Origin of the sequence: Halomonas sp. 7T (genome assembly GCF_025643255.1) — a bacterium.
GTDB lineage: Bacteria > Pseudomonadota > Gammaproteobacteria > Pseudomonadales > Halomonadaceae > Vreelandella.
This window is the reverse complement of record NZ_CP087112.1, coordinates 656,549-681,924: the sequence shown is the minus strand read 5'-3', so window position 1 is coordinate 681,924 and position 25,376 is coordinate 656,549. Positions and strand designations below refer to the sequence as shown.

General features: G+C 52.9%; 13 protein-coding genes. 5 read left to right on the top strand and 8 right to left on the bottom strand.

Annotation, left to right across the window (positions count from 1 at the left end):
- Positions 1-125: 125 nt before the first annotated feature.
- Together LOS15_RS03140 and LOS15_RS03135 are read left to right on the top strand one after the other, a co-directional pair.
- Positions 126-839: a transglutaminase-like cysteine peptidase gene (locus tag LOS15_RS03140; RefSeq protein WP_263068049.1), complete on the top strand. Its 714-nt coding sequence runs from the start codon at positions 126-128 to the stop codon at positions 837-839.
- A gap of 14 nt (positions 840-853) precedes the next feature.
- Positions 854-2,758: an EAL domain-containing protein gene (locus LOS15_RS03135; protein WP_263068048.1), complete on the top strand. Its 1,905-nt coding sequence runs from the start codon at positions 854-856 to the stop codon at positions 2,756-2,758.
- 50 nt (positions 2,759-2,808) lie between these two features.
- On the opposite strand, the gene LOS15_RS03130 is transcribed toward LOS15_RS03135, so the two are convergent.
- The 8 genes from LOS15_RS03130 to LOS15_RS03095 form a co-directional block, all read right to left on the bottom strand.
- Positions 2,809-3,132 carry a tryptophan synthase subunit beta like protein gene (locus LOS15_RS03130; protein WP_263068046.1) on the bottom strand — a complete coding sequence of 108 codons (324 nt, stop codon included), beginning with the start codon at positions 3,130-3,132 and terminating at the stop codon, positions 2,809-2,811.
- 87 nt (positions 3,133-3,219) lie between these two features.
- Positions 3,220-14,877, bottom strand: a complete 11,658-nt coding sequence (locus LOS15_RS03125) for a BapA/Bap/LapF family large adhesin (RefSeq protein WP_263068045.1) — start codon at positions 14,875-14,877, stop codon at positions 3,220-3,222.
- A 199-nt stretch (positions 14,878-15,076) separates the two neighbouring features.
- Positions 15,077-15,706, bottom strand: a complete 630-nt coding sequence (locus tag LOS15_RS03120; protein ID WP_263068044.1) for a response regulator transcription factor — start codon at positions 15,704-15,706, stop codon at positions 15,077-15,079.
- Complete coding sequence (locus LOS15_RS03115) at positions 15,706-17,136, bottom strand: HlyD family type I secretion periplasmic adaptor subunit (RefSeq protein WP_263068042.1); 1,431 nt, start codon at positions 17,134-17,136, stop codon at positions 15,706-15,708. Before LOS15_RS03115 ends, LOS15_RS03120 begins: the two co-directional genes overlap by 1 nt.
- Positions 17,136-19,313 (bottom strand): type I secretion system permease/ATPase, encoded by a 2,178-nt coding sequence (locus tag LOS15_RS03110; protein ID WP_263068041.1) that lies wholly within the window; start codon positions 19,311-19,313, stop codon positions 17,136-17,138. Before LOS15_RS03110 ends, LOS15_RS03115 begins: the two co-directional genes overlap by 1 nt.
- 64 nt (positions 19,314-19,377) lie before the next feature.
- A complete protein-coding gene (locus LOS15_RS03105) occupies positions 19,378-21,177 on the bottom strand; it encodes a TolC family outer membrane protein (protein ID WP_263068039.1) in 1,800 nt (599 codons plus the stop codon).
- A gap of 251 nt (positions 21,178-21,428) precedes the next feature.
- On the bottom strand, positions 21,429-22,319 hold the full coding sequence (locus LOS15_RS03100) for a DMT family transporter (protein WP_263068038.1): 891 nt from the start codon (positions 22,317-22,319) through the stop codon (positions 21,429-21,431).
- Complete coding sequence (locus tag LOS15_RS03095; protein WP_263068037.1) at positions 22,316-22,585, bottom strand: SelT/SelW/SelH family protein; 270 nt, start codon at positions 22,583-22,585, stop codon at positions 22,316-22,318. The genes LOS15_RS03100 and LOS15_RS03095 overlap by 4 nt, the downstream gene beginning before the upstream one ends.
- 155 nt (positions 22,586-22,740) lie before the next feature.
- Between LOS15_RS03095 and LOS15_RS03090 the strand changes: the two genes are divergently transcribed.
- The 3 genes from LOS15_RS03090 (at position 22,741) to LOS15_RS03080 (ending at position 25,196) form a co-directional block, all read left to right on the top strand.
- Positions 22,741-24,054, top strand: coding sequence for an MFS transporter (locus LOS15_RS03090; protein ID WP_263068036.1), 1,314 nt, complete (start codon positions 22,741-22,743; stop codon positions 24,052-24,054).
- A 305-nt stretch (positions 24,055-24,359) separates the two neighbouring features.
- Positions 24,360-24,797 (top strand): PAS domain S-box protein, encoded by a 438-nt coding sequence (locus tag LOS15_RS03085; protein WP_263068034.1) that lies wholly within the window; start codon positions 24,360-24,362, stop codon positions 24,795-24,797.
- Positions 24,798-24,983: 186 nt separating this feature from the next.
- Positions 24,984-25,196, top strand: coding sequence for a PA3496 family putative envelope integrity protein (locus LOS15_RS03080; RefSeq protein WP_263068033.1), 213 nt, complete (start codon positions 24,984-24,986; stop codon positions 25,194-25,196).
- The last annotated feature ends 180 nt before the right edge of the window (positions 25,197-25,376 follow it).

The following is a 25,376-nucleotide window of genomic DNA, read 5'->3' as shown; positions in this document are numbered from 1 at the left end:
CTCATGAAAAAGCACGGGTGACCAGCCCGTTCTTGTTCATACTGTCTTGTTCATACTTTCTAATGGGAAGATATAGCGCTTAAGTGCCGTAGCTTGTAGTCTTAAGCAATACTTGACGAACGCTAATGGCGCTTATGCCTGACTCTTCCCGCTCCTCGCTTGGCTCTCTCTCCCGTCGGCAGTTTTTAGCTACTGCCGGCGCGCTTATGCTGGGCGCAGGAATGGGGCTATTCCCTACTCCCGCCTCTGCTTTTAACCCCCAGCGTTTGCGCCAAAGCATGCAACAGCAATATGGGCAGGCCGGGCTCGCTGTATTAGAGGCGTGGTTTTCCCTCTTGGATCGCCTGCGCGGGCAAGATGTGCAGCGACAGCTACGCGAGGTTAATGATTTCTTTAATCGCCAAATCCGCTGGGTGGAGGATATTCACGTCTGGCGACAAGAGGACTTCTGGGCGACTCCGTTAGAGGCCATGGGCGAAGGGCGAGGCGACTGTGAAGATTACTCGATTGCCAAATATATCACCCTTAAACAGCTTGGCGTCCCTGGGGAGCGCCTGAGGATGATTTACGTGCGCGCCCGCATTGGCCGAAGCCAAATTACCCAAGCCCACATGGTGCTCGGTTACTACTCAACTCCAAATGCTGAACCGTTAGTGTTAGATAACATCGCCCCGTCGATTAGCCCCGCCTCCCAACGTACTGATCTAGACCCTGTGTTTAGTTTTAACAGTGAAGGGCTGTGGGCTGGCGGCTCATCAGAGTCGCGCGCTGATCCATTAGCACGCTTGTCTCGCTGGCGTAACGTGATTGAACGCATGCAATCACAAGGCTTCATTTAAAAGGATTAGGCACTATGTCGCTCATTAAACAGCTTTGGCTGGCCATTATCGCACTACTTCTGCTTTCGTTTGTCGGCAGCCTTGCCATTAGCATTGCGTCAAGCCGCAGCTACATTGAGCAAGAAGTGCGCATCAAAAATGAAGATAACGCCACTGCGCTAGCCCTCTCGATGAGCCAGCTCGATAAAGATATGGTGATCTTAGAGCTGCTCATTTCAGCCCAGTTTGATACTGGCTACTACCGCCGTATTACCCTACGAGACACCGAGGACAACATACTTACTGAGCGCTCTGCCGGTGAATATAGCGGTGACGTCCCCGCATGGTTTCGCAGCTTAGTTCAGTTTGACGTCCCCATAGGCGTGGCCACGGTACAAGATGGCTGGCGGCAGTTCGGCACCTTAGAACTTGAAAGCCAGCATAGCTTTGCCTACGCCTCTTTATGGCGCAGCATGCTTGAGTTAGCGAGCTGGTTCTTACTGGCCGGGGCGATAAGCTTAGCCATTGCTACCTTACTGGTGCGTGGTATAAAGCATCCGCTAGTACGTGTTGTGGCCCAAGCAAAAGACATCAGCGCTCGCCGCTTTACCACTATTAAAGAGCCCCGCACGTTAGAACTTAAAGAAGTTGCCCAGGCAATGAATGTGCTGTCAGCCAACGTTCGCCAAATGCTCAGCCAAGAGAGCCAAAAGCTAGATGAACTGCGCCGCCATCTTCAGCATGACCGAGTCACCGACGCGCTGACCCGTGATGTGTTTATGGGCAGGCTAGCATCGCTACTGGGGAGCGACGATGCCCGTGCTACGGGCTTAATGGTGATGGTGAGGGTTCAAGACCTGGAACAGCTGAATGAACAATTGGGCCATCAGGCAACTGATAGCTTACTGCGCGAGCTGGTAACACAACTTGCCTCGTTAGACGATGCTGCAGGGGAGACCTTCGTAGGCCGCCTTAACGGCAGCGACTTTATGCTGCTACTGCCATTAGAAGAAGATACAAAAGCACTTCTACCTCGCCTTCACCAAGCGTTGGATACCATCGCGCTCCAAGCACCCGCTACGGGCATTCACTTGCCAGCTGCCGTGGTTGCTTATACACCCCACGACGAGCGCGGCGTCCTTATGGCAACCTTAGACGATGCTCTAGCCGAAGCGGAAAGCAGCAGTGCACATAGCCGTATTGTTATTCGTGAAGCGAAGCAAAGCTCCTTATTTAACACCCATGCCGAATGGCGCACCGCACTGAATTCAGCCATCCTCAAAGGGCCACAGCTGGCCTATTTCCCCGTGACGGATGCCGAAAATAACGTGCTTCACTACGAGTGCCCTGCCCGCCTAGAGCTTGCAGATACGTGGCAAACAGCCGGCGTATTTATTCCCTGGATATCGCGCTTCGACTTAGAGCCAGCGCTCGATATTGCCGTCATTAAGCAAGCCCTTGAGCAGCTCACGATTGACCCTACTCAAAAACTGGGGATTAACCTCTCACTTGCCTCCATTACCAACGGACAGTTTGTTATTGAACTAAGAGCGCTGTTAGAGAAGCAACCGCAGCTCGCCAAACAACTCTGTTTTGAAGTGCCCGCAGTATTAAACGCGCATGCCATTGGCAGCTTACGTGGACTATGCAGCGCACTGCGGCCGCTTGGCTGTCAGTTTGGTATTGAGCACGTAGGGGCGGAGTTCACTAAACTTGCCGATCTGCATGATGTAGGGCTTAGCTATCTGAAAGTAGACAGCAGCTTAATTCGCGGGATTCACACCTCTAGCGAGCAGCAAACCATTGTGCGCGGTATGGCCACCTTATGCCACTCATTAGGCATTCAAGTGATTGCGGAAGGTGTAACAGAAAAAGCGGAGCTGGAAAGCCTGTTCCGTATAGGAGCGGATGGTGCCACAGGCCCAGGTGTACGTCTCTAAAAAGTAAGCGACGGCATACACTTCAGCAGCGCGTCTCACGACGCGCTGCCTTAAATCAGCTCGTCCCCATCTCCTAATAAATTGACATCGTTTTTAGCACGCAGTGATTTCCGTTCCATCACCTTGCTCTGGGCGGCAGCGGGTAAATCAGTAAAGCTAAGCACGCCTTTCTCCAGCAGCACTTCCAGCATGTCTTCCACTACCCGCACAAACGCCAAGTCTGACGCGATCATTTGCGCCGACTGCCCCGTTTGCTGGGCCAGAAAGGCGAATACCTCCGGTGAATCCGCCGCGATGGTGTCATTACACTCAGGCGATGGCTCTTTGCTGAGCATCACAATCTCCCCACGGGCATTTCGTTTGATGTAGAGCATAGCGGCTTCCTTGGAAATTTACATTTACTCAGCATATCAAAAAGCCCCACTCGGCGAACCGAGTAGGGCTAGAGTTAGAGCGCTTGGTTACGGTTCAATATTTTTAGTAGAGGTATCAATATCAACGCCAGGATACTGGGTGTAAGGGGCGGTAGCACCTTCTCCTTCTACATTTTTGACTGGCGTCGCTGAATCAGATCCTGGTTCAGTAAAGATATCCTCACCGCCATTGATCACATCATCAAGGCCTAATCCACCTTCACTTGCAGTATTCGTGGATGATTCTGTCTCTTCTGACGACTCACCTTCACCAGAAGATGACTTCTCGGCAGCGTCTTCCTGATCGCCTTTATCTTCTTTATCGTCCTGATCGTCCTGATCGCCTTTATCTTCTTTATCGTCCTGATCGTCCTGATCGCCCTGATCGTCTTGATCGTCTTGATCGTCTTGATCGTCTTGATCGTCTTGATCGTCTTGATCGTCTTGATCGTCTTGATCGTCTTGATCGTCTTGATCGTCTTGATCGTCTTGATCGTCTTGATCGTCTTGATCGTCTTGATCGTCTTGATCGTCTTGATCGTCTTGATCGTCTTGATCGTCTTGATCGTCTTGATCGTCTTCAGAAAGAATATCTTCTTCGGCTTTAGAAGCACCACCCTCTTCAGCAACAAGCGCATCCAGGTCTTCCATCGCGAAGAGCCCAAAACCGGTGGCTTGAATACCGCTTATCTCGTCGCTGTTTGGCTCGGCATTACCACCAATATTGATGGTTAATGTCGCCTCCGCCGTGAAGGGCCTCTCATCAGTGGAGTCGGGATGCGTTAGCTTAATCTCAAAAGACTCTGACATACCCACGTTAGCGGCATTGGCCTCAGGCGTGTAGGTATAGCTGCCATTTTTCTGAATGACCAGCGTTCCATACAGGCCGACTAAGGTAAGGCCGTTTTCACCCACGAGCTGCCACTCCCCGTCGGGTAGTTTGACGCTGAGCGTAGAATTAATGGAGCCTGGTGTTGCGCCTTCGAGCACGTTGCCAGTAAACGACTCGATGTTAAGCTGCTCATAGGAGCCAGGTTGGAAACTGGATACAATATTCTCCACCTCAACAGACGGGTATTGATAATAACCAGAAATTATCCCTGTACTTTTCCAACTTCTACCTTCAACCTCCGCGTTGAAAGTAACTCTGTAATTTCCAGCCTCAAGGCCATTAACATCTACAGAGCCGCTACCGCTCTCTAAAATGACCCAATCTCCTGATGCCCCTTCCTTCTCTAAGGACCAAGTAAGAGAGGCGCTTGATCTACCGGGCGAATCCAAATCAACGTCAGCGCTAAAGCGACCAGAGCCACTTTCAGCGTCTTCGCCAATATTGAATCCTTCAGTCCATTGTACGGCCTTATAACCATTGTTGGAAAAAAACCCAAATGACCCATCTCGGTTATCAAGTGAGTAATCAGATGTTGATTCTTCCAACACTGGGTCTGGCGTCACAGATTCATTATTGACCTCAGCACTTGCTTGTTGGCTCTCCAGCTCAATGGAGTTAACCGTGCCTTCCAAGGTAATGGTTAACGTTGACTTTACCGTGTCATCGTCGGCATCTCGCAGGTAGTAACTAAACACATCCTGCTCTACATCACCGATGTTCATACTGTCACGGGTTTCGCGATTAACTTCGTAGGTATAGTTACCGTCATCACTTACGGTCAACGTGCCAAATTGACCTTGAATAGACAGCGTTTGCCCTTCAGCAACTGCCTGGTTACCTAATTCAGTCGACCATAACAATGGATCTTCATCATCTGGGCCATCGGCGCCCCAGAAAGGCTCTTCAATTTGACCATTCAACACCGGCAGATCATCGGTTGACACAATTTCTGCAAACAGTTCAAAAGAACTTGCTTGTCTTTCAGTGGTGTAGACCGTATCGACAAGGTTGCCATTATCCATAAAGCCTTTAATGCTTAGAATAAATTCGCGGTCACCTACCTGAACATTCTGCAACTGTCCTGGATTGGAAATTTTGATCACATCGTCGTTATCGGGATGTGAAATGTCTGGGTTACTATTGACCGTTTCATCATGCTCAAGCTGAATAACCGTGGACACCTCTTTTGCCACACCATCAATCATAACCTTAAATGTAACGTTGAGATCAACCGTATTAAGTGAACTGCTACCCGCATTACTCACAAAGTTGTTATGCGTCAACGTACCTAATGAGAACAATTTATCAGCACCCACACCTTCAGAGTCAGTAAGACTACTGGCATAGGTAAAATCGTAGCCAGAGCCGCCCCCACCCCAGTTAATATATATGCCTGCCGCATTAGTATTTGTTGTGACTCCACCACTACCTGAAGTAGCTGTTAGGTTTTCCCATGTTGCATTTAAGTTTCCAACAGCTAGTTCACTGACAGGCACTGTTATCGAGCTATTATCGCCGGATTCGCTAGGTAGATCGTCAACAATCACCACAGATATATCTGCTTCAACTATATTATCGAAACGATCTTCCAATGCGACTGTTATTTCTTTACCGACATTATCTGTCCCTTGCTCATCATGCTCTAGCGTGTTGGATTTGAGCTCGTAGGTATAACTGACGTCACCACCATAGAGATCCCCTGCAAAGCCAGTAATGCTTAGAATATTGCCACTGGACAATTCAATTACCACAGGACCTTCATTGGCAAGATTTTGCAAGCGCTCCCAGGTAATCTCTTCCCCAGCAACTGTCAGCGAGCGAATGCCGCCTTCAGCTTCTAAAGTGAAGGAACTGCTCTGTATCAAGCTACCATCACCTTCATGCGTGCCGCCTTCGAGCCAAGCTTCATCGACGATAACATCGCCACCTTGGACACCAAGACCACGAATAACAGGATAATTTGGCACTGGAGCTGGGGCCAAGTCGATTGTGGAATCAACTGGCTCAAAAGTAATGTCAAAGCTGCTCGAAGCTTCGTCATTATCACCATCTTGAACAGCTACATTTACCGGCAACTCATACGGGAGAAGCGTATCAAGGAATTCACCGCTAAAATTATTAACATTATATTGACCTCCTTTAGAGCTACCGTAGAAGCGAATTTCGTCAAAGCCTTGTTGATAATCAACATTCAATGCAGAACCAGTGCCAACCGACGTACCAGCACTGAAAATCTCCCAGCTCATTGCCCCATCTTTGCCCATCTCAAACGATAGCTTTGTCAGTTGCTGACTAAAATTCGCTACCAATGTTTGGCCATCATTAATTAAGTTATTATCAACTCCGATACCATTGGTTGACCAATTAACATTCCCACCAGATGAACTAAACGATACCTCCAGATTCGGGCTATCAATTTCCAAATTACCGTCAATACCACCACCTTTAATGCCCGTAACAGTGGTTCCAAAACTGGCAGCCACGGGATCTAAAGCCTCGATTACGTTTAGCTCATAGCTGCCGCTATTAATATTTAGGTCAATGGTGAAGACCGGGCTACTGCTATCCCCACCCTCTTTAAAAGCAATTAGCTGCTGGCTCTCTTGGTTAAACTCGTACTGCAGCTTGCTGCCACCTGAGGTCAAGAATGTAGTATTGGAAGAGCCGTCATCGGTATAGTCCACCTGAATAAAGCCGCCACTCTCTTTCAAAGTAACGTTCTGTACTGACGAACCGTCGCTATCAGCACCAATAATCAGATTGAGTTCACCGGATGCCTCACTACCTTCAGCGGCGGAAACCGTTACATCGTTGATGCCAGCCTCATCAAACTCAGGCACATCATCGATGATCTCTACATCCAGCGTGGCAGATATATCACGGCCAAGCTGATCAAAGAGAACGATATCGAACTCCTTGCCTAATGAATTTCTTCCATCGCCTAACGCATGATCAAGATTACTCACCAAGGTGTATTCATAAGAGACTATTCCGGTGCTAGCGTCAAAGCCCGTCAACGTCAGGATATTGCCAGAGTCGGAAACAAGCTCGACTGGTGTAGTCCCAAGAGACTCCAACTGAGCCAAAGTCACCTCGGTAGAGCCGATCTCCAGCTTATCTATACCGGCGGCAGCTACAAGCGTGAACTGCCCGCTCTGAGTGAGAGCTGATGTATCAGGATCGGTGCCATCGCCAAGGTTCTTCTCGTTGAGGATGACATCAGCACCGCCGCCGTCGAGGCCGAGGATGTGGGGAGGGGTATCAAAAAATTCCGGAACTTCCGTATCGGTTTCCATCGGATCTATCAATACCTGCACTGAACCGCTAGTATTGCCCGCTTCATCTGTAACGCTGTACTCAAAGTTGGCCGAAGCCAGCTCACTCCAGGAAATACCTGCAATAAAGTAGTCACTGCTATCTGTACTGTTTGTACCAGCGCTATAACCGTCAGCATATTCAGTTGCCGTGAACCTAAGCTGGTCAAAAATGGTGCCATCCGGCAGACTAAAGCTGCCATTGCTGCCACCTGTATTGAAATCAACCGGCACGTCGTTTAGCTCTGCTCCGTTAATACCACTAAAAGTCCACGACCCAACCTGCTCACCATCGAGCCAAGCTTCAACACGCCCTACTTCACCTTCATTAGCAATTAGGTTTCTAACAGACACCTCTGCGTTCATTGAAGGCTTATCAAAGTCGACAACAATAGTCTGAGAACCTACTCCACGGAAACCAAGTTGTGTAGGCACTTCGTTCTGCACGCCAGAGCTATCTCTTACCCCCATGCCATTCGACTGAAAGCTCAACAAATCATTATTTTGCTGACCGTCAAAACCATAGGCATATATTGAAACACCGGTATTCTCCCAATCAGAGGCTTCGCTCCCCCTATTGAAATTGAGGCTACGTGCAACGCCCTCTTCAGCCGCTTCGCTAGCGCTCACTGCCCAGTACAGTTCAGAGATAGTACTGAATTTACTGAATTCAGTACCCACCTCAGCCTCACTGAAAGTACCGTTACCGTTGGCATCCAAATAGAGTTTGCCGTAAATAGGTAGCGATATAAGGGTAAAGTTCAGGTCTACTTCATCTGTTTCCCTATCTTCACCGCCGAGAGAAGGATCATTCTCTCGAACTGTTGGCGTAGTTTCACCTTCATCTACACCACCCCCAACCTTGAAGCTGCGGAAGAATAAGGGATTTGTTACAACCCCTTCTGGGGTTTTATCACTTTCGGTGAAGAAATCAGCATTGGTGAGCACCGGATCAGCGATGGGGGGCGTGTTATCCACAGAAACCATGCGCGTCTCTGAGTCAGTCGCACTGTTGCCCGCTTCATCTGTCGCCGTAACGCTCGCTTCAACATTATTGTCGGCGATCAGATCACCGGTGTTAACGTCTACGCTGTAAACTAAATTTCCATCAGCATCTTCGAATACGTCACCTGTTAAGGTTTTGCCGTTGACAGTCAGTGTGACTTCGTCACCGACCTTCACGCTACCCCCTACTGTACCGCTAACAGTGATGACGTCTTGTCCTGACTCTTCGGCGTTGATTACGTCGTCATCGGCAATGATATTGATAGTGATCTCGGCCGTGGGCAAACCAAAGTCAGCGGTCAGCTCTGCTGAGCTGGCCGTGTTGGCGTTGGCATCGGTGGCCACCGCCTGAGCGGTGTAGGTGACCCCTTCATTGAAGGTGCCGCCGGACAGGTCAACGCTCCAGTTGCCGTCACCGTCGTTGGTAGCAGTGAAGGTCTGGTCATCTTCTCCCTCTGCCGAGATGGTGACTTGCACGCCGGTAGCGTTGCTTACATTGGTAATGTCCAGCGTCGCGGCTGTCTCGCCAGAGTCACCGTCTACAAACTCGCTGGCTACGATATCGAAGTTTTCAATTGATACCGTCGGCAGCCCAAAGTCAGCGGTCAGCTCTGCTGAGCTGGCCGTGTTGGCGTTGGCATCGGTGGCCACCGCCTGAGCGGTGTAGGTGACCCCTTCATTAAAGGTGCCGCCGGACAGGTCAACGCTCCAGTTGCCGTCACCGTCGTTGGTAGCAGTGAAGGTCTGGTCATCTTCTCCCTCTGCCGAGATGGTGACTTGCACGCCGGTAGCGTTGCTTACATTGGTAATGTCCAGCGTCGCGGCTGTCTCGCCAGAGTCACCGTCTACAAACTCGCTGGCTACGATATCGAAGTTTTCAATTGATACCGTCGGCAGCCCAAAGTCAGCGGTCAGCTCTGCTGAGCTGGCCGTGTTGGCGTTGGCATCGGTGGCCACCGCCTGAGCGGTGTAGGTGACCCCTTCATTAAAGGTGCCGCCGGACAGGTCAACGCTCCAGTTGCCGTCACCGTCGTTGGTAGCAGTGAAGGTCTGGTCATCTTCTCCCTCTGCCGAGATGGTGACTTGCACGCCGGTAGCGTTGCTTACATTGGTAATGTCCAGCGTCGCGGCTGTCTCGCCAGAGTCACCGTCTACAAACTCGCTGGCTACGATATCGAAGTTTTCAATTGATACCGTCGGCAGCCCAAAGTCAGCGGTCAGCTCTGCTGAGCTGGCCGTGTTGGCGTTGGCATCGGTGGCCACCGCCTGAGCGGTGTAGGTGACCCCTTCATTGAAGGTGCCGCCGGACAGGTCAACGCTCCAGTTGCCGTCACCGTCGTTGGTAGCAGTGAAGGTCTGGTCATCTTCTCCCTCTGCCGAGATGGTGACTTGCACGCCGGTAGCGTTGCTTACATTGGTAATGTCCAGCGTCGCGGCTGTCTCGCCAGAGTCACCGTCTACAAACTCGCTGGCTACGATATCGAAGTTTTCAATTGATACCGTCGGCAGCCCAAAGTCAGCGGTCAGCTCTGCTGAGCTGGCCGTGTTGGCGTTGGCATCGGTGGCCACCGCCTGAGCGGTGTAGGTGACCCCTTCATTGAAGGTGCCGCCGGACAGGTCAACGCTCCAGTTGCCGTCACCGTCGTTGGTAGCAGTGAAGGTCTGGTCATCTTCTCCCTCTGCCGAGATGGTGACTTGCACGCCGGTAGCGTTGCTTACATTGGTAATGTCCAGCGTCGCGGCTGTCTCGCCAGAGTCACCGTCTACAAACTCGCTGGCTACGATATCGAAGTTTTCAATTGATACCGTCGGCAGCCCAAAGTCAGCGGTCAGCTCTGCTGAGCTGGCCGTGTTGGCGTTGGCATCGGTGGCCACCGCCTGAGCGGTGTAGGTGACCCCTTCATTAAAGGTGCCGCCGGACAGGTCAACGCTCCAGTTGCCGTCACCGTCGTTGGTAGCAGTGAAGGTCTGGTCATCTTCTCCCTCTGCCGAGATGGTGACTTGCACGCCGGTAGCGTTGCTTACATTGGTAATGTCCAGCGTCGCGGCTGTCTCGCCAGAGTCACCGTCTACAAACTCGCTGGCTACGATATCGAAGTTTTCAATTGATACCGTCGGCAGCCCAAAGTCAGCGGTCAGCTCTGCTGAGCTGGCCGTGTTGGCGTTGGCATCGGTGGCCACCGCCTGAGCGGTGTAGGTGACCCCTTCATTGAAGGTGCCGCCGGACAGGTCAACGCTCCAGTTGCCGTCACCGTCGTTGGTAGCAGTGAAGGTCTGGTCATCTTCTCCCTCTGCCGAGATGGTGACTTGCACGCCGGTAGCGTTGCTTACATTGGTAATGTCCAGCGTCGCGGCTGTCTCGCCAGAGTCACCGTCTACAAACTCGCTGGCTACGATATCGAAGTTTTCAATTGATACCGTCGGCAGCCCAAAGTCAGCGGTCAGCTCTGCTGAGCTGGCCGTGTTGGCGTTGGCATCGGTGGCCACCGCCTGAGCGGTGTAGGTGACCCCTTCATTGAAGGTGCCGCCGGACAGGTCAACGCTCCAGTTGCCGTCACCGTCGTTGGTAGCAGTGAAGGTCTGGTCATCTTCTCCCTCTGCCGAGATGGTGACTTGCACGCCGGTAGCGTTGCTTACATTGGTAATGTCCAGCGTCGCGGCTGTCTCGCCAGAGTCACCGTCTACAAACTCGCTGGCTACGATATCGAAGTTTTCAATTGATACCGTCGGCAGCCCAAAGTCAGCGGTCAGCTCTGCTGAGCTGGCCGTGTTGGCGTTGGCATCGGTGGCCACCGCCTGAGCGGTGTAGGTGACCCCTTCATTAAAGGTGCCGCCGGACAGGTCAACGCTCCAGTTGCCGTCACCGTCGTTGGTAGCAGTGAAGGTCTGGTCATCTTCTCCCTCTGCCGAGATGGTGACTTGCACGCCGGTAGCGTTGCTTACATTGGTAATGTCCAGCGTCGCGGCTGTCTCGCCAGAGTCACCGTCTACAAACTCGCTGGCTACGATATCGAAGTTTTCAATTGATACCGTCGGCAGCCCAAAGTCAGCGGTCAGCTCTGCTGAGCTGGCCGTGTTGGCGTTGGCATCGGTGGCCACCGCCTGAGCGGTGTAGGTGACCCCTTCATTAAAGGTGCCGCCGGACAGGTCAACGCTCCAGTTGCCGTCACCGTCGTTGGTAGCAGTGAAGGTCTGGTCATCTTCTCCCTCTGCCGAGATGGTGACTTGCACGCCGGTAGCGTTGCTTACATTGGTAATGTCCAGCGTCGCGGCTGTCTCGCCAGAGTCACCGTCTACAAACTCGCTGGCTACGATATCGAAGTTTTCAATTGATACCGTCGGCAGCCCAAAGTCAGCGGTCAGCTCTGCTGAGCTGGCCGTGTTGGCGTTGGCATCGGTGGCCACCGCCTGGGCGGTGTAGGTGACCCCTTCATTGAAGGTGCCGCCGGACAGGTCAACGCTCCAGTTGCCGTCACCGTCGTTGGTAGCAGTGAAGGTCTGGTCATCTTCTCCCTCTGCCGAGATGGTGACTTGCACGCCGGTAGCGTTGCTTACATTGGTAATGTCCAGCGTCGCGGCTGTCTCGCCAGAGTCACCGTCTACAAACTCGCTGGCTACGATATCGAAGTTTTCAATTGATACCGTCGGCAGCCCAAAGTCAGCGGTCAGCTCTGCTGAGCTGGCCGTGTTGGCGTTGGCATCGGTGGCCACCGCCTGAGCGGTGTAGGTGACCCCTTCATTAAAGGTGCCGCCGGACAGGTCAACGCTCCAGTTGCCGTCACCGTCGTTGGTAGCAGTGAAGGTCTGGTCATCTTCTCCCTCTGCCGAGATGGTGACTTGCACGCCGGTAGCGTTGCTTACATTGGTAATGTCCAGCGTCGCGGCTGTCTCGCCAGAGTCACCGTCTACAAACTCGCTGGCTACGATATCGAAGTTTTCAATTGATACCGTCGGCAGCCCAAAGTCAGCGGTCAGCTCTGCTGAGCTGGCCGTGTTGGCGTTGGCATCGGTGGCCACCGCCTGAGCGGTGTAGGTGACCCCTTCATTAAAGGTGCCGCCAGATAGGTCAACGCTCCAGTTGCCGTCACCGTCGTTGGTAGCAGTGAAGGTCTGGTCATCTTCTCCCTCTGCCGAGATGGTGACTTGCACGCCGGTAGCGTTGCTTACATTGGTAATGTCCAGCGTCGCGGCTGTCTCGCCAGAGTCACCGTCTACAAACTCGCTGGCTACGATATCGAAGTTTTCAATTGATACCGTCGGCAGCCCAAAGTCAGCGGTCAGCTCTGCTGAGCTGGCCGTGTTGGCGTTGGCATCGGTGGCCACCGCCTGAGCGGTGTAGGTGACCCCTTCATTGAAGGTGCCGCCGGACAGGTCAACGCTCCAGTTGCCGTCACCGTCGTTGGTAGCAGTGAAGGTCTGGTCATCTTCTCCCTCTGCCGAGATGGTGACTTGCACGCCGGTAGCGTTGCTTACATTGGTAATGTCCAGCGTCGCGGCTGTCTCGCCAGAGTCACCGTCTACAAACTCGCTGGCTACGATATCGAAGTTTTCAATTGATACCGTCGGCAGCCCAAAGTCAGCGGTCAGCTCTGCTGAGCTGGCCGTGTTGGCGTTGGCATCGGTGGCCACCGCCTGAGCGGTGTAGGTGACCCCTTCATTAAAGGTGCCGCCGGACAGGTCAACGCTCCAGTTGCCGTCACCGTCGTTGGTAGCAGTGAAGGTCTGGTCATCTTCTCCCTCTGCCGAGATGGTGACTTGCACGCCGGTAGCGTTGCTTACATTGGTAATGTCCAGCGTCGCGGCTGTCTCGCCAGAGTCACCGTCTACAAACTCGCTGGCTACGATATCGAAGTTTTCAATTGATACCGTCGGCAGCCCAAAGTCAGCGGTCAGCTCTGCTGAGCTGGCCGTGTTGGCGTTGGCATCGGTGGCCACCGCCTGAGCGGTGTAGGTGACCCCTTCATTAAAGGTGCCGCCGGACAGGTCAACGCTCCAGTTGCCGTCACCGTCGTTGGTAGCAGTGAAGGTCTGGTCATCTTCTCCCTCTGCCGAGATGGTGACTTGCACGCCGGTAGCGTTGCTTACATTGGTAATGTCCAGCGTCGCGGCTGTCTCGCCAGAGTCACCGTCTACAAACTCGCTGGCTACGATATCGAAGTTTTCAATTGATACCGTCGGCAGCCCAAAGTCAGCGGTCAGCTCTGCTGAGCTGGCCGTGTTGGCGTTGGCATCGGTGGCCACCGCCTGGGCGGTGTAGGTGACCCCTTCATTAAAGGTGCCGCCAGATAGGTCAACGCTCCAGTTGCCGTCACCGTCGTTGGTAGCAGTGAAGGTCTGGTCATCTTCTCCCTCTGCCGAGATGGTGACTTGCACGCCGGTAGCGTTGCTTACATTGGTAATGTCCAGCGTCGCGGCTGTCTCGCCAGAGTCACCGTCTACAAACTCGCTGGCTACGATATCGAAGCTGTCGATCGAGACGTCCGGCAGCGTATAGCCGCTTTCCGCGCTCACCGGGGAGCTAGTGTTATCTGCGTCATCACGCGCCGTGGCTGAAACGCTGTACTCGCCGGCGGGTAGCTCAGTGCCCAGATCTACGCTCCAGATGCCGTCTTCAACCGGGACGTTGCCGGAGAACACTTCGCCATTGGGGCCCGTCACGATGACGTCCACGCTGGTGGCATTCGTGGCGGTGCCGGTCAGTTCGCTGCTGACGGTATTGTTAGTTGAATCTATAACGAAGGCTGTAATTTCAACAGTTGGCACAGGTGTCGGCTGTGGCTCAGGGGTCGGCTCTGGCTCAGGGGTCGGTTCTGGCTCAGGGGTCGGCTCTGGCTCAGGGGTCGGCTCTGGCTCAGGGGTCGGTTCTGGCTCAGGGGTCGGCTCTGGCTCAGGGGTCGGTTCTGGCTCAGGGGTCGGTTCTGGCTCGGGGGTTGGCTCTGGCTCGGGGGTTGGCTCTGGCTCAGGGGTTGGCTCTGGCTCGGGAGAGACCGCATCATCCTCTGCTACACCATCCGCAGCAGCGACGGCTCCACCATCAAGCTCAAAAAACTCGGCGCCTTCTAAGCCTCCTTCAGTACTAAACGCGAGCGGGTCGGTTTCTTCAGCAACGCGGGCAACACGCACGAAGCTGCTGCCCCCGCCACCACCGCCGCCAGCACCAGCACCGGCTGCGGTGGCGTCAAGTATGTCAAGAAGGTCGCCTTCTTCATCAAGTGCCGCCAGCAGCGTGTCGAGGTCGTCGTCCATCGCGCTGGCTTCTTCGGTAGCGACGATAAGATCACTGTCTAACTCAGGAGTGACGGCAACTTCTTGCCCACCTTCCACAACGCTGGCACCGCTGCCATCAGCAAAATCTAACTGTACCTGGCCGTTTGCCGAGGTAATTAATACCTCGCCTTCCTGTAGCACGTCGCCAACACGCAGTTCGCGTAGATTGCCCGCTTCATCACGCGCCCAAGCCTGACCAGTAATTGCAATAACGGTTGCAGCTGCCATGTGTCACTCCTCGATCACCAATATGGGGCCGCTGCTTTAGTGCATTGGCACTAAACCGAGTAGCGGCATATGTATCGATAGTAGGAGGTAAGACAACAGAAAAGTATTGTACCGATGGACAAAAAGCGCGCCTTGTTAGGAGGCGCGCTTCAGGTATCGGCATGGCTATCTCATGAGTGTAACTAGTTACTATTAAGGGCTATGAGTTGGTTATTTGTTCTGAGACAGGCGCCAGCTTTAATATCAGCTGTAACCTGTCTCGCACTGTGAGCTTCTTAAAAATCGCACTTAGGTGGGCTTTCACCGTACGCTCGGTAATATCCAACTGGCGTGCTACTTCTTTATTAGTCGCTCCTTTGGCAACCGCGAGCGCGACACCGCGCTCACGCTCGGTCAACTGCTGCAAGCACTCACTGAATTGATAGTCGCTCACGTCACCACGCTGCTGTAATGCTTTGAAAGTGCCGCCTAGCACTTTGGCCAGCAGCGCTTGCCCCACCCAAACGCCCTGATTGCTAACCACTAGCGAGACTTGGTTAAGCACCTCGGGAGCGGCAAGCGTATGCACATAGCCTCTTGCCCCTAAATCGAGCGCTTTTAACGCCTCTCGATCATCGGGGGAATAGCTCATCACGACCGCAGTTGCTTTTTGCGCGTTCACTTTGGCAACGAGGGTATCCCACTCGGCCACTGTCGTTAGCAACCAGACCACATCGCTGGGCTGAAGGTGGACGCCTAGCGTGCTAGGAGTTAAGGCCAATGCCTCGGGAAACGCTTTTTTCCAACGGGCTTTTAGACTGCCATCTGTTGTTACAAACCAATGTGTCATTAGCGCTCCCCCATGGAATCTCGCCATGCTCTTAAAACGGGTTTAAGCAGGAACTGCATCACCGTTCGCTTCCCTGTCACAATATCTATCTGTGCCGTCATCCCGGGGATGACCTGAAGCCGCTCGGCGATGTTTTCATCTTCAGAACTGCGCACGCGCACTAGATAAAATGTATTGCCTTCGTCATCAGTAATCGTGTCCGCGCTAATATGATCAAGCTCTGCCTGTAACCCACCGTAAATGGCGTAATCGTAGGCTGTCAGTTTGATAGTAGCTGGCTGCCCAGGGTGCAGAAACGCGATATCTTGGGGTGCAATCCGCGCTTCTACCAATAACTGCTCATCGCTGGGAACAATCTCGACGACCTCTTGGCCCGGCTGGGCGACACCACCAATGGTGTTGATATGCAGCCGCTGTACCACACCATCAACGGGCGAGCGAATTTCGGTAAGCCGCACGCGATCCTGCAACCCCGTGCCCGACTGCTGAAGCGCATTGAGATCACCCAGCACTTGGGCTAAGTCGTTGCGCCACTCACTCCTTCGCTCTGCGCCTAACTCGCGCAGCTGCGTTTGTGCTTCTTCTACTGCGGCTTCTAAGCGAGAGACGGCGGCATCGGCTTGGTTACGCTCACCGGTAGCGCGGGATACTTCACGCTGTAGGCGAAGCACTTCGACTTCTGAAACAGCACCCGAGGCAAGCAGGGGGCGGGTTAAATTTAGTTCTTGTCCAGCCATACTGGCTTCACGCTGGGCAGTATCCCGCCGCGCCTGCGCTTCCCTCAGTTCTTCCCGACGCTGGCGAATACGATCTTCGAGGACATTTTCTTGCTCTCTAAGCTCCTCTCGCCTGCTTACATACACCTCACGCTCTTGCATCACGATGCTAGGCACTTCTTGGCGTAGTTCATCGGATGGTTCAAACGCTGTATTGGTCGCTAGTGCGCGTAACCGCTCTGCTCGGGCTTCCAGTGCAAACCGCTGTGCACGGTTTTCCCGAAAATCTGACACGAACCGGGTGGGGTCAATTTGCATCAGCACTTCGCCTGCACTGACTACCTGCCCTTCTCGCACCATGATCTGCTCTATCACTCCGCCGTCAAACGACTGAATACGCTGTAGCTGACTAGCAGGGATTACCCGTCCTGAGCCACGGGTCACTTCGTCGATAGGAGCAAAATAGGCCCATACCACCAACGCGATAATGGTCAGCAGAACGGTGTAAAGGAATAGCCGAGCGCGGATGGGCTCTTGCTGCATGCGCGCCCAATCAGTGTCGCTCGCCCAATCTCGATTGAGATGCGCCGATGTCACACGCCGAGCAAAGAGGCGATCCATGAAGGGACGAAACGGTTTTTGGCCTTTCTCCGAGAAGCGCCCTATGGCTTCGAAGCCTTTTTGCTCTGAGGTTGAAGAGGACTTTTTAGCCACTACGACGCCCTCCCAATCTGACCTTTGCGCAGTGCTTCAACGACCGTATCACGGGGGCCATCCGCAACGACTTTGCCGGCATCCATCACAATGATGCGATCCACGAGGGAAAGTAACGAGGTGCGGTGGGTAACGACTAAGATGGTTTTGCCTGCGGCTACTTTCGTTAAATTGGCTTTGAAAGCTTCCTCGCTGGCGTTGTCCATCGAGCTTGTAGGCTCATCCAAGAGCAGAATAGGCGGGTCTTGCACTAACGCCCTCGCGATAGCCACGGCCTGCTTTTGCCCACCAGAAAGGGCTTGGCCCCGCTCGCCTACCTGAAGATCGACGCCATTCGGGTGGCTATTAACCAGCGACTCAAGGCCAGCGATGTCGATAGCTCTGAGTAGCGCTTCGTCATCGACACGGTCGCTTCCACCCCCTGCCACTATGTTCTCACGCAATGAGCCGGCAAACAGACTCACATCTTGGGGTACATAACCAATATGTCGGCGCAGTTGTAGCGGGTCTAACTGGCGAATATCGACATTATCAACCAGCACTGCGCCTGACGTCGGCTGATAAAACCCTAATAACAGCTTATTAAGGGAGGATTTACCGCAACCAATGCGGCCCAGCAGTGCCACTTTCTCACCCGCTTTTATAGCAATAGAGACATCACGCAGCGCTTCGCGCTCTTCATTAGGGTAACGTAGCGTCACTTTTTCTAAACGGATATTGCCCGAAACACTCGGCTTTTCTACATACGCTTTGCCTTCGTGCCGCTCGACTTGTTTATCCATCACGTTATTCAGCGACTCTAATGCCGTCGAAGACTGGTGATACTGCGCTAATAAAGCGGCGGCTTGGCTAATCGGTGCCATAGCGCGGGATGAGAGCATATAGGCGGCAATCAGGCCGCCCTGGGTCAGGTTGCCTTCGATGATCTGGTAAACCCCCACAATAATGACGCACACGGCTACGCTGTGCTGAGCCCACTGGGCAACATTAGAGACGGAGGTGCTAACCAACCGTAGTTGAGCAGAGGTTCTGGAAAGAAAAGCAGACGCTTTTTCCCAATGCCGCTGAATGCGGCTTTCTGCTCGCAGTGCCTTCACATTTTCCAGCTGAGAAACCGACTCAACCAGCAGCGCATTACGCTGGGCGCCCACTTCCCAGGTGGTTTGTGAAAGCTCATGCAGCTTTCCTTGGGCCGCTAAGGCATAGAGCAACACAAACACAATACCGGCCAGCACGGGCAGTACTAGCCAGGGATTGATGAGCGCAATAATGGCAGCAAAGAGAAGCACGAAGGGCAAATCAACGATGCCGATGATGGTGGCAGAACCGATAAACGCCCGCACGGACTCAAACGATTGCAGCGTGGCCGTGAACGAGCCGGTCGATGCCGGGCGCGCCTCTAAGCGCATCCCCAGCACTTTCGCCATGATTGAAGAGGAGAGTTTGACATCAGCCCGGCTGGCGGCCAAATCAACAAAGCTGCTGCGCATTAAACGCAGGGCTAAGTCGAAACACAGCACGATAAAAATACCGATCGCCAGCACCCAGAGGGTTTCTGTCGCCTGATTAGGCACTACGCGGTCATAGACATTCAACACGAACAGCGGCATCGCCAGTGCAAACATGTTGATGGCGATGGAGCCGAGCACGATATCGCGATATAGCCGCCTGTTCTCGCGAATAACACCCCAAAACCAGTGCTGATCCCGGCGCTTTTTAACACCCGGCTCTGAGGCATTATCTGCACGAAACTTGGGGCGTACGTAAATGGCCTCGCCACTGTAGCCTGAATATAGCTCTTCCAAAGGCACGTCTATATCGGCCTCGGAAAGTTCAGGGAAGATAACCCGTGCTTTTTGCTGTTTAAGGTCTAGCCCTAATAGTACGCACGCACGACCCGGTTCCAGCAAGAGAATAGCGGGAAATAAGGCGGGGTTAAGCGCTGATAACTTACTTTTTACAATTTTAGCGGTTAACCCTGCCCGCGAAGCTGCTCGCCCAAACACCGAGGGAATAAGCCGACCTTGTTCTAACGGTAAGCCAGCCTTCAAAGCCTCAGATGACACATCGTGTTGATGGTAGGAAGCAACAGTTTTCAAACACTCCAGCAACTCATCGCTTGGTTCTTTCCCGTCGCTACGGGCAGCCTCAGAAACTGTCAGCTCACTTTGCGTCACAGAAACCTCATTTCCCGTCCGAAGTATAAGCATCTCGGATACTCAGATGCTTATCGCCCACTGTTTAACCACGCGTTACAAACGCATCCGCGTACCCAACGCCTCGCAGCTCAGACTGTAGGGAGCGCGCGTCCTCCAAGGTCGCTAACGGCCCCACCTGCACGCGGAAATTGCCTGCTGCAGCCACCACTCTTGCGCTGCTAGATAACTCGCTATTTAGTTGTTGGCTAAGTGCTTCAGCACGCTCAATAGCGCTTAAGGATGCCACCTGAACATAGAGCCCTTGCGCTTGACTGGGTGCTGACTCCTCTGTCACAGCAGCTTCGACGGGGATCGCTACCGTCATCTCTTCAGATTCTGAGTAGGCGCTGATGGGCGCACTGCTGCCTTGTTGTGCAGAAATCCCACGGGTAAAGTCGTCTAAGGTAAAACCACGTGGCCCCTCGACACCGCACGCCATGCGGATATTGTCAGCCATGTCCTCATAGCCAAGCTCGCTGAGGCTTGGAATATCCTCACGGGTCACTTGCAGCGTGCTCATTAGCTGCCCCATGGCAGCCAGCGTACGCGCCTGCGCTAATGTCAGGTCAAACTGCGCATTGGAGTAAGCACGGCTTGCTTCGAAAAACTCATTTTCACTGTCCAGCACGTCCAACAGAGTACGCTGACCAATATCAAACTGCTGCTGATAAGCGCCGCGGACACGGTCAATCGACTGGCGGTGTTCATTTAAGTAGCTCAGCTGCTCGCTCAAACGCTGAGTGTCGTTATACGCAATTTGCGTCGTTTGCCGGACATTAGTACAGGCTGTTTCACGCTGATTTTCAGCTTGCTCAATACGAGTGGTTGCTGCATTGAAGACTGCTTGGTCAGAACCACCGCGATAGAGGTTCATGCTGGCCACTAGCTGAATGCTATGCTCGTCTCTACGTCCGGCAATCGCATCATCTTGGTTATTGGTGCCCGTGCGCCCTTGGATATCCAAACGAGGCATGTAGGCTGCCCGGGCGCCCTCTAGCTCAGCCCTTTGAACAGCAATGTTCTCGATGGCTGCGTGGAAATCGGGATTGCCTTGGAAGGCCATTTCGATCGCTTGGCTAACATCCCTGGGCAGCTCATCCGCAAGGGACGGGGCAGGCAGCATGTTTTGTGCGGGTAGCGTCCCGACGATGCGTTGAAAGCGTGCCGTTACATCGTGGAGATTGGATGCTTCGGTCATGAGATTCGATTCAGCAAGTGCTAACCGGCCACTAATCTGTTCTAAATCAACACCGCGCCCAGCGCCAGAAAGTGCCCGTTCTTCAATTTGACCAAAAACACGCTGGTGTTCTCGGTAGTTATCTTGTGCTAGCCGAACCAGCTCACGATGGCGAAGCACATCAACATACGCCTGGAAAGACTCCAGAGCGATCTCTTCACTTGCACCGAGCAGCTCAAAATAGGCGATTAACCGGGCACGGTCCAAGCGCTCTACTTCACTGCGGGTCGCAAAGCCATCAAATACCATCTGGGTCAGCGTCAATTCAGCGAAATCAGAGTTATAGCTGCCGCGACCATCGTTTTGCTGATCCTGTCGCCCAACCCCAGCCGATACATCAATAGAAGGCAGATAGTTGCCCTGCGCAACTCTCACATCGCTACCCGATGCGCTGAAGTTTGCCCAGGCAGCATTCACTTGAGGGTTTGTAACAATGGTTTGTTGGATGGTGCTTGGTAGGTCTGTGGCACCGGGTGCGTATAAACTCGCCGGAAGCGATTGCGCAAGCGCTGTAAGAGGGATAAACGCCAGGGTGGTGACCGTTAAGGGCCGAAAAGCGTGTTGTGAAAATAAGTTTTTTAATTTCAATGCGGCATTGCCTTTCATAGTCTTCGTTCCCCAATAAACGTTGTGCGCTACTTAGTCGATAAGCAGCCCTCTTTCAGCATCCCTACCACTATCCCGACTACCACTAGCTGGCATTAAACGCTGACTGACCGTAATTATTAGATTGCTAATTAAAACGCCTTATAAACGCGCATTATTTTTTAGGCTAGCTTAATTTAATGGCATTAGCATCTTCGCTTACCATCAAACCAAAAGTCACAAAAATTTACAATCAAACTCTTAAAAAAACATTACTCCTTCTTATGACGTTGCCCATACCCAGAAAGCTGCTGAAGTGCCAGTCCGAGCAAAATCAACACTAGACCCACTAATGTAGAGGGCAGCAACGGCTCACCGATAACAATGTAGAGCAGTAGTAAGGAGATGGGCGGCGATAGGAAAATAAGATTCGACACTTTTGCAGTGCGAGAAACGTTTTGAACGGCTACTTGCCAAAGAATAAAGGCGACCCCCATTTCAAATAGGCCCACGTAAACGCCAGCGCCAGCAGCAGGCCATCCATGCCACTCAATGCCAGGCCCCAGCAGCAGCAACGCTGACAACACCGGTAGCCCTACGCTAAAATTCTGCCATTGGCCTATCAAAGGCTGACGTTTATCCTTCGCATTTAATAGCCAGTAGAGTGCCCAGACCAAGGTAGAGCCAAGCGCAAATGCCACGCCAAGCGGGTCCTCGAACGCAACATTAAACACAGCACCTCGTGTTGCTATTACCCAAACACCGCTGTAGGCAACTAACCCTGCCACGATATCTGTTCGGGTAAGCCGCTGTCCCAGAATAGGGACGGCAAGAAGCGCCATCGCCAGTGCCCAGGTGTAATTCAGTGCCATGGCTTCCTGCCCAGGCAGGCGATCATAGGCAGCAAACAGCAACAAATAGTAGGCAACGGGGTTCATCAACCCGGCCCAGGCGGCTGTCTTCCATCCACTACGTAGTGCAGTGAGCACGTTGCCTTGCATGATGACGATGGCACTCATTAACAGCCAAGATACCAGCGCGGCTAGCCACATCAGCTCTAGCGGGCTCATCCAGGCAAGCGCTACTTTGAATGCCGTTGCAACGGTTGACCACAGAGCAACGGCGCCTAACCCACACAGAATGGCGTAACGATCCTGACTCATCGGTCGATATGTCCGAGCGTAAGGTCGGGTTCGATATGGTCACGCACCTGCTTTTTCAGTGATTTAATATCGGGGAAACCGCCATCACGTTGACGCTCCCACAGCAATTTGTCATCGCACCAGATTTCAAATGTGCCACCATGAGAGGGAGAGAGTGCTACCTCTGTTAAACGCTCGCCAAACGTAGAGAGCAGTTCTTGCGCGTACCAAGCGCTGCGAAGCAACCACTGGCACTGGGTACAATAACGAATTTGAATGCGTGACATCTGACACTTCCTGTTTGGGAAAATGGATGTTTTTTGAAATGCCTATTGCGCTATATAAGCTGTTGCAGCGCTGACAGTATTAGACAGCACATGCTAATACAGCGTCATAGTCGGGCATTCTGTCACCTTATATTCGCAACTGCCAAGGACCCCGCATGGCTGAACATAACGTATCTCAATCACGGTTATATGAATGGCTGACAGGAGACGATGACAGCCGCATGTGTGATGACATTCCTGAAGACGCCTGCAGTGAACAGCCGCATAATTTCTTCAAACATCTTCTCGCCTCGCTGGGTAATAAATTGGCCGATGAGCTTTCCAGCGCTCGCCTAGTACTTCCCTGGCTGATGGGTATTATTGGTGCCCCTATCTGGATGGTCGGCCTGTTAGTGCCTATCCGTGAGGCCGGCGCGCTGCTGCCGCAGCTTTTTGTGGCGGGTTTTATTCGCTTACGGCCACAGCGTAAATGGGTGTGGGTCGCCGGTGCCATGCTTCAAGCCCTGGCCGCCTTTGCTCTGGCGCTACTTGCCTTGATGGGCAGCGGCGCAATCGGCGGTATATTGGTGCTGGGTGCGCTTGTCATGCTTGCCTTAGCCCGAGGGCTCTCATCTATTGCGACCAAGGATGTCTTGGGCAAAACCATTGCCAAGCGGCGGCGCGGCACGTTAATGGGCTGGAGTGGCAGTGTGGCGGGAGCCGCCACGCTTGTTGCGGGTGGCATATTGATGTGGTTCGGCGATCGTCCCGGCAATACGGCTCTGGCCATCTTGCTTAGCGTAGCTGGATTAGGATGGCTGCTGAACGCGTTTTGCGCGGCGAGAATAAAAGAAGTCCCTGGAGCGGTCGAAGGCGGTGAAAATGCTTGGGACAGCATTAAACTGGGGCTATCACTGATGAGATCAGATCCCACGTTTTTACACTTTAATCTTGCCCGCGCCCTTCTGCTATCCAGCGCATTAGCTCTCCCCTACTTGGCCCTCCTCGGCCAACAGCAGAGTGGCACTGAATTAGGCGGCCTGGGGCTGCTGGTGGTGGTCTCGGGCATCGCCGCGATGGTCGCAAGTCCTGCATGGGGAAAGCGCGCTGACCAATCGAGCCGCTGCGTCATGCGTGATGCGGCCATTGGTACTTTACTGTGCTGCTTGCTAGGCGCGGGTTTAAGTTGGCTACCGGGCGGATGGACACAGAGCGTGTGGCCTTATGCCGCTATTTATGGCCTGCTGGTGATTGTCCATCACGGCGTTCGCTTGGGGCGAAAAACCTATTTAGTGGATATGGCAAGCCAAGATAATCGCGCGCTCTATGTTGCGCTTTCTAATACGTTAACGGGCGTATTAATGCTTATCGTCGGGGGCATTATCGGCGTCATTGCCCAGTGGCTAGGCAGCGCCATGCTACTGGTGATACTGGCCGGCACTGCCTTCTGTGCAATGCTCAGCGCCCAGAGATTACCTGAAGTCGAGTAGCCTACTACTTTCATTTTAAACTACTCCCATTTTAAGCGAGCGCCTCGGTGACGGCTGGCTGCTAATATGAGCGCGGATAAATAGATAAAGCCAATAGACGCAATAGTGGTTTGCAATGCTTGCCAACGCTCGCCATGATAGAGGGAGTGATAGCGGTGGCTAGTTGTTTTTTTGCTATTTTTGTTTTGTTTGCGGGTATGAAATGCCGCATAGTCCTGCAGTAAGAGATTCCCATAAGGCGAGCCCCGCGTTGACCTACAACGTCATGGCTACGGAAGAACGAGAGCAGCAACAGGAACCCATTGATGAAACGATCTCCTTTAATTAGCCCGGAGCTACTCGAACGCATTGTCGACGCTTCTGAAGATGGTATTGTCGTTGCGGAGCAGGAAGGCGACGAAAATATACTCATCTATGTAAACAAGGGGTTTGAACGCTTAACTGGCTACAGTGCTGATGAGATTCTTTACCGCGACTGCCGCTTTCTACAAAACGAGGACCGCGATCAAGACGCTTTGGCATCTATTAGAGAGGCCCTGAAAGATGGGCACCCTTCACGAGAAGTGCTGCGCAACTATCGTAAAGACGGCACCATGTTCTGGAATGAGCTGTCGATTACGCCCGTTTACGATGAAGCCGATAACTTGATGTACTACATCGGCGTACAAAAAGATGTTACTGAGCGCGTAGAAGCGCAGCTAGCACTTGCCGCCTTACAGAAGCAGCAGGGGTCTGCCCAATAATTTTATTTTAACGAATGCGAAAATTGCGCTTGAACTTTAACCCGAGCAGCGTTATATAGCGGCTAAGTACTTATGTATCGACAGCATACACAGTGCTAGGCGCTTCTTATCTCATTAACGTTTAAACAGCGTAAGATTAGAAGCCGTTGTGATGCCGGCGCGCCGGCTTGGGTTGGAGGGCATACCATGAGCCGTGACCCCTTAAATCGTGAAACATATACCACCGAAGCGCTCGACGCTGACGAGTTTGATAACTTAGACGCGGTGAACGATGACCATTACGGCAAAAGCAAACCCAGCAAGGCAGATACCTTACGCGCTCGTCGGCAGGTAGAAGCTTGGTTAGAGGAGCGGCGATTGCAGCGCGCGATTGAAGACGACTGGGATGAAGAAGAGTAACGTGCATTCAAGCCGTTAAGCATCTACACCGCAGATTAAGATCATCGCCTCACCATGCTCGGGCATCATCAGTTTTCTCATCTGTTTTAACATCCAATTAGGCATTTTGTGCCTAGCTATTATTTCCGTGGTGCCCGGTTATATCCAGAATAGCGATGTCTCTATCGCTGTTCTGGCCTT

Excerpts from the sequence above, each read along its gene's own strand:
- LOS15_RS03140 (WP_263068049.1), top strand. The coding sequence starts at position 126 with ATGGCGCTTATGCCTGACTCTTCCCGCTCCTCGCTTGGCTCTCTCTCC.
- LOS15_RS03135 (WP_263068048.1), top strand. The coding sequence starts at position 854 with ATGTCGCTCATTAAACAGCTTTGGCTGGCCATTATCGCACTACTTCTG.
- LOS15_RS03130 (WP_263068046.1), bottom strand. The coding sequence starts at position 3,132 with ATGCTCTACATCAAACGAAATGCCCGTGGGGAGATTGTGATGCTCAGC.
- LOS15_RS03125 (WP_263068045.1), bottom strand. The coding sequence starts at position 14,877 with ATGGCAGCTGCAACCGTTATTGCAATTACTGGTCAGGCTTGGGCGCGT.
- LOS15_RS03120 (WP_263068044.1), bottom strand. The coding sequence starts at position 15,706 with ATGACACATTGGTTTGTAACAACAGATGGCAGTCTAAAAGCCCGTTGG.
- LOS15_RS03105 (WP_263068039.1), bottom strand. The coding sequence starts at position 21,177 with ATGAAAGGCAATGCCGCATTGAAATTAAAAAACTTATTTTCACAACAC.
- LOS15_RS03100 (WP_263068038.1), bottom strand. The coding sequence starts at position 22,319 with ATGAGTCAGGATCGTTACGCCATTCTGTGTGGGTTAGGCGCCGTTGCT.
- LOS15_RS03095 (WP_263068037.1), bottom strand. The coding sequence starts at position 22,585 with ATGTCACGCATTCAAATTCGTTATTGTACCCAGTGCCAGTGGTTGCTT.
- LOS15_RS03090 (WP_263068036.1), top strand. The coding sequence starts at position 22,741 with ATGGCTGAACATAACGTATCTCAATCACGGTTATATGAATGGCTGACA.
- LOS15_RS03085 (WP_263068034.1), top strand. The coding sequence starts at position 24,360 with ATGAAACGATCTCCTTTAATTAGCCCGGAGCTACTCGAACGCATTGTC.
- LOS15_RS03080 (WP_263068033.1), top strand. The coding sequence starts at position 24,984 with ATGAGCCGTGACCCCTTAAATCGTGAAACATATACCACCGAAGCGCTC.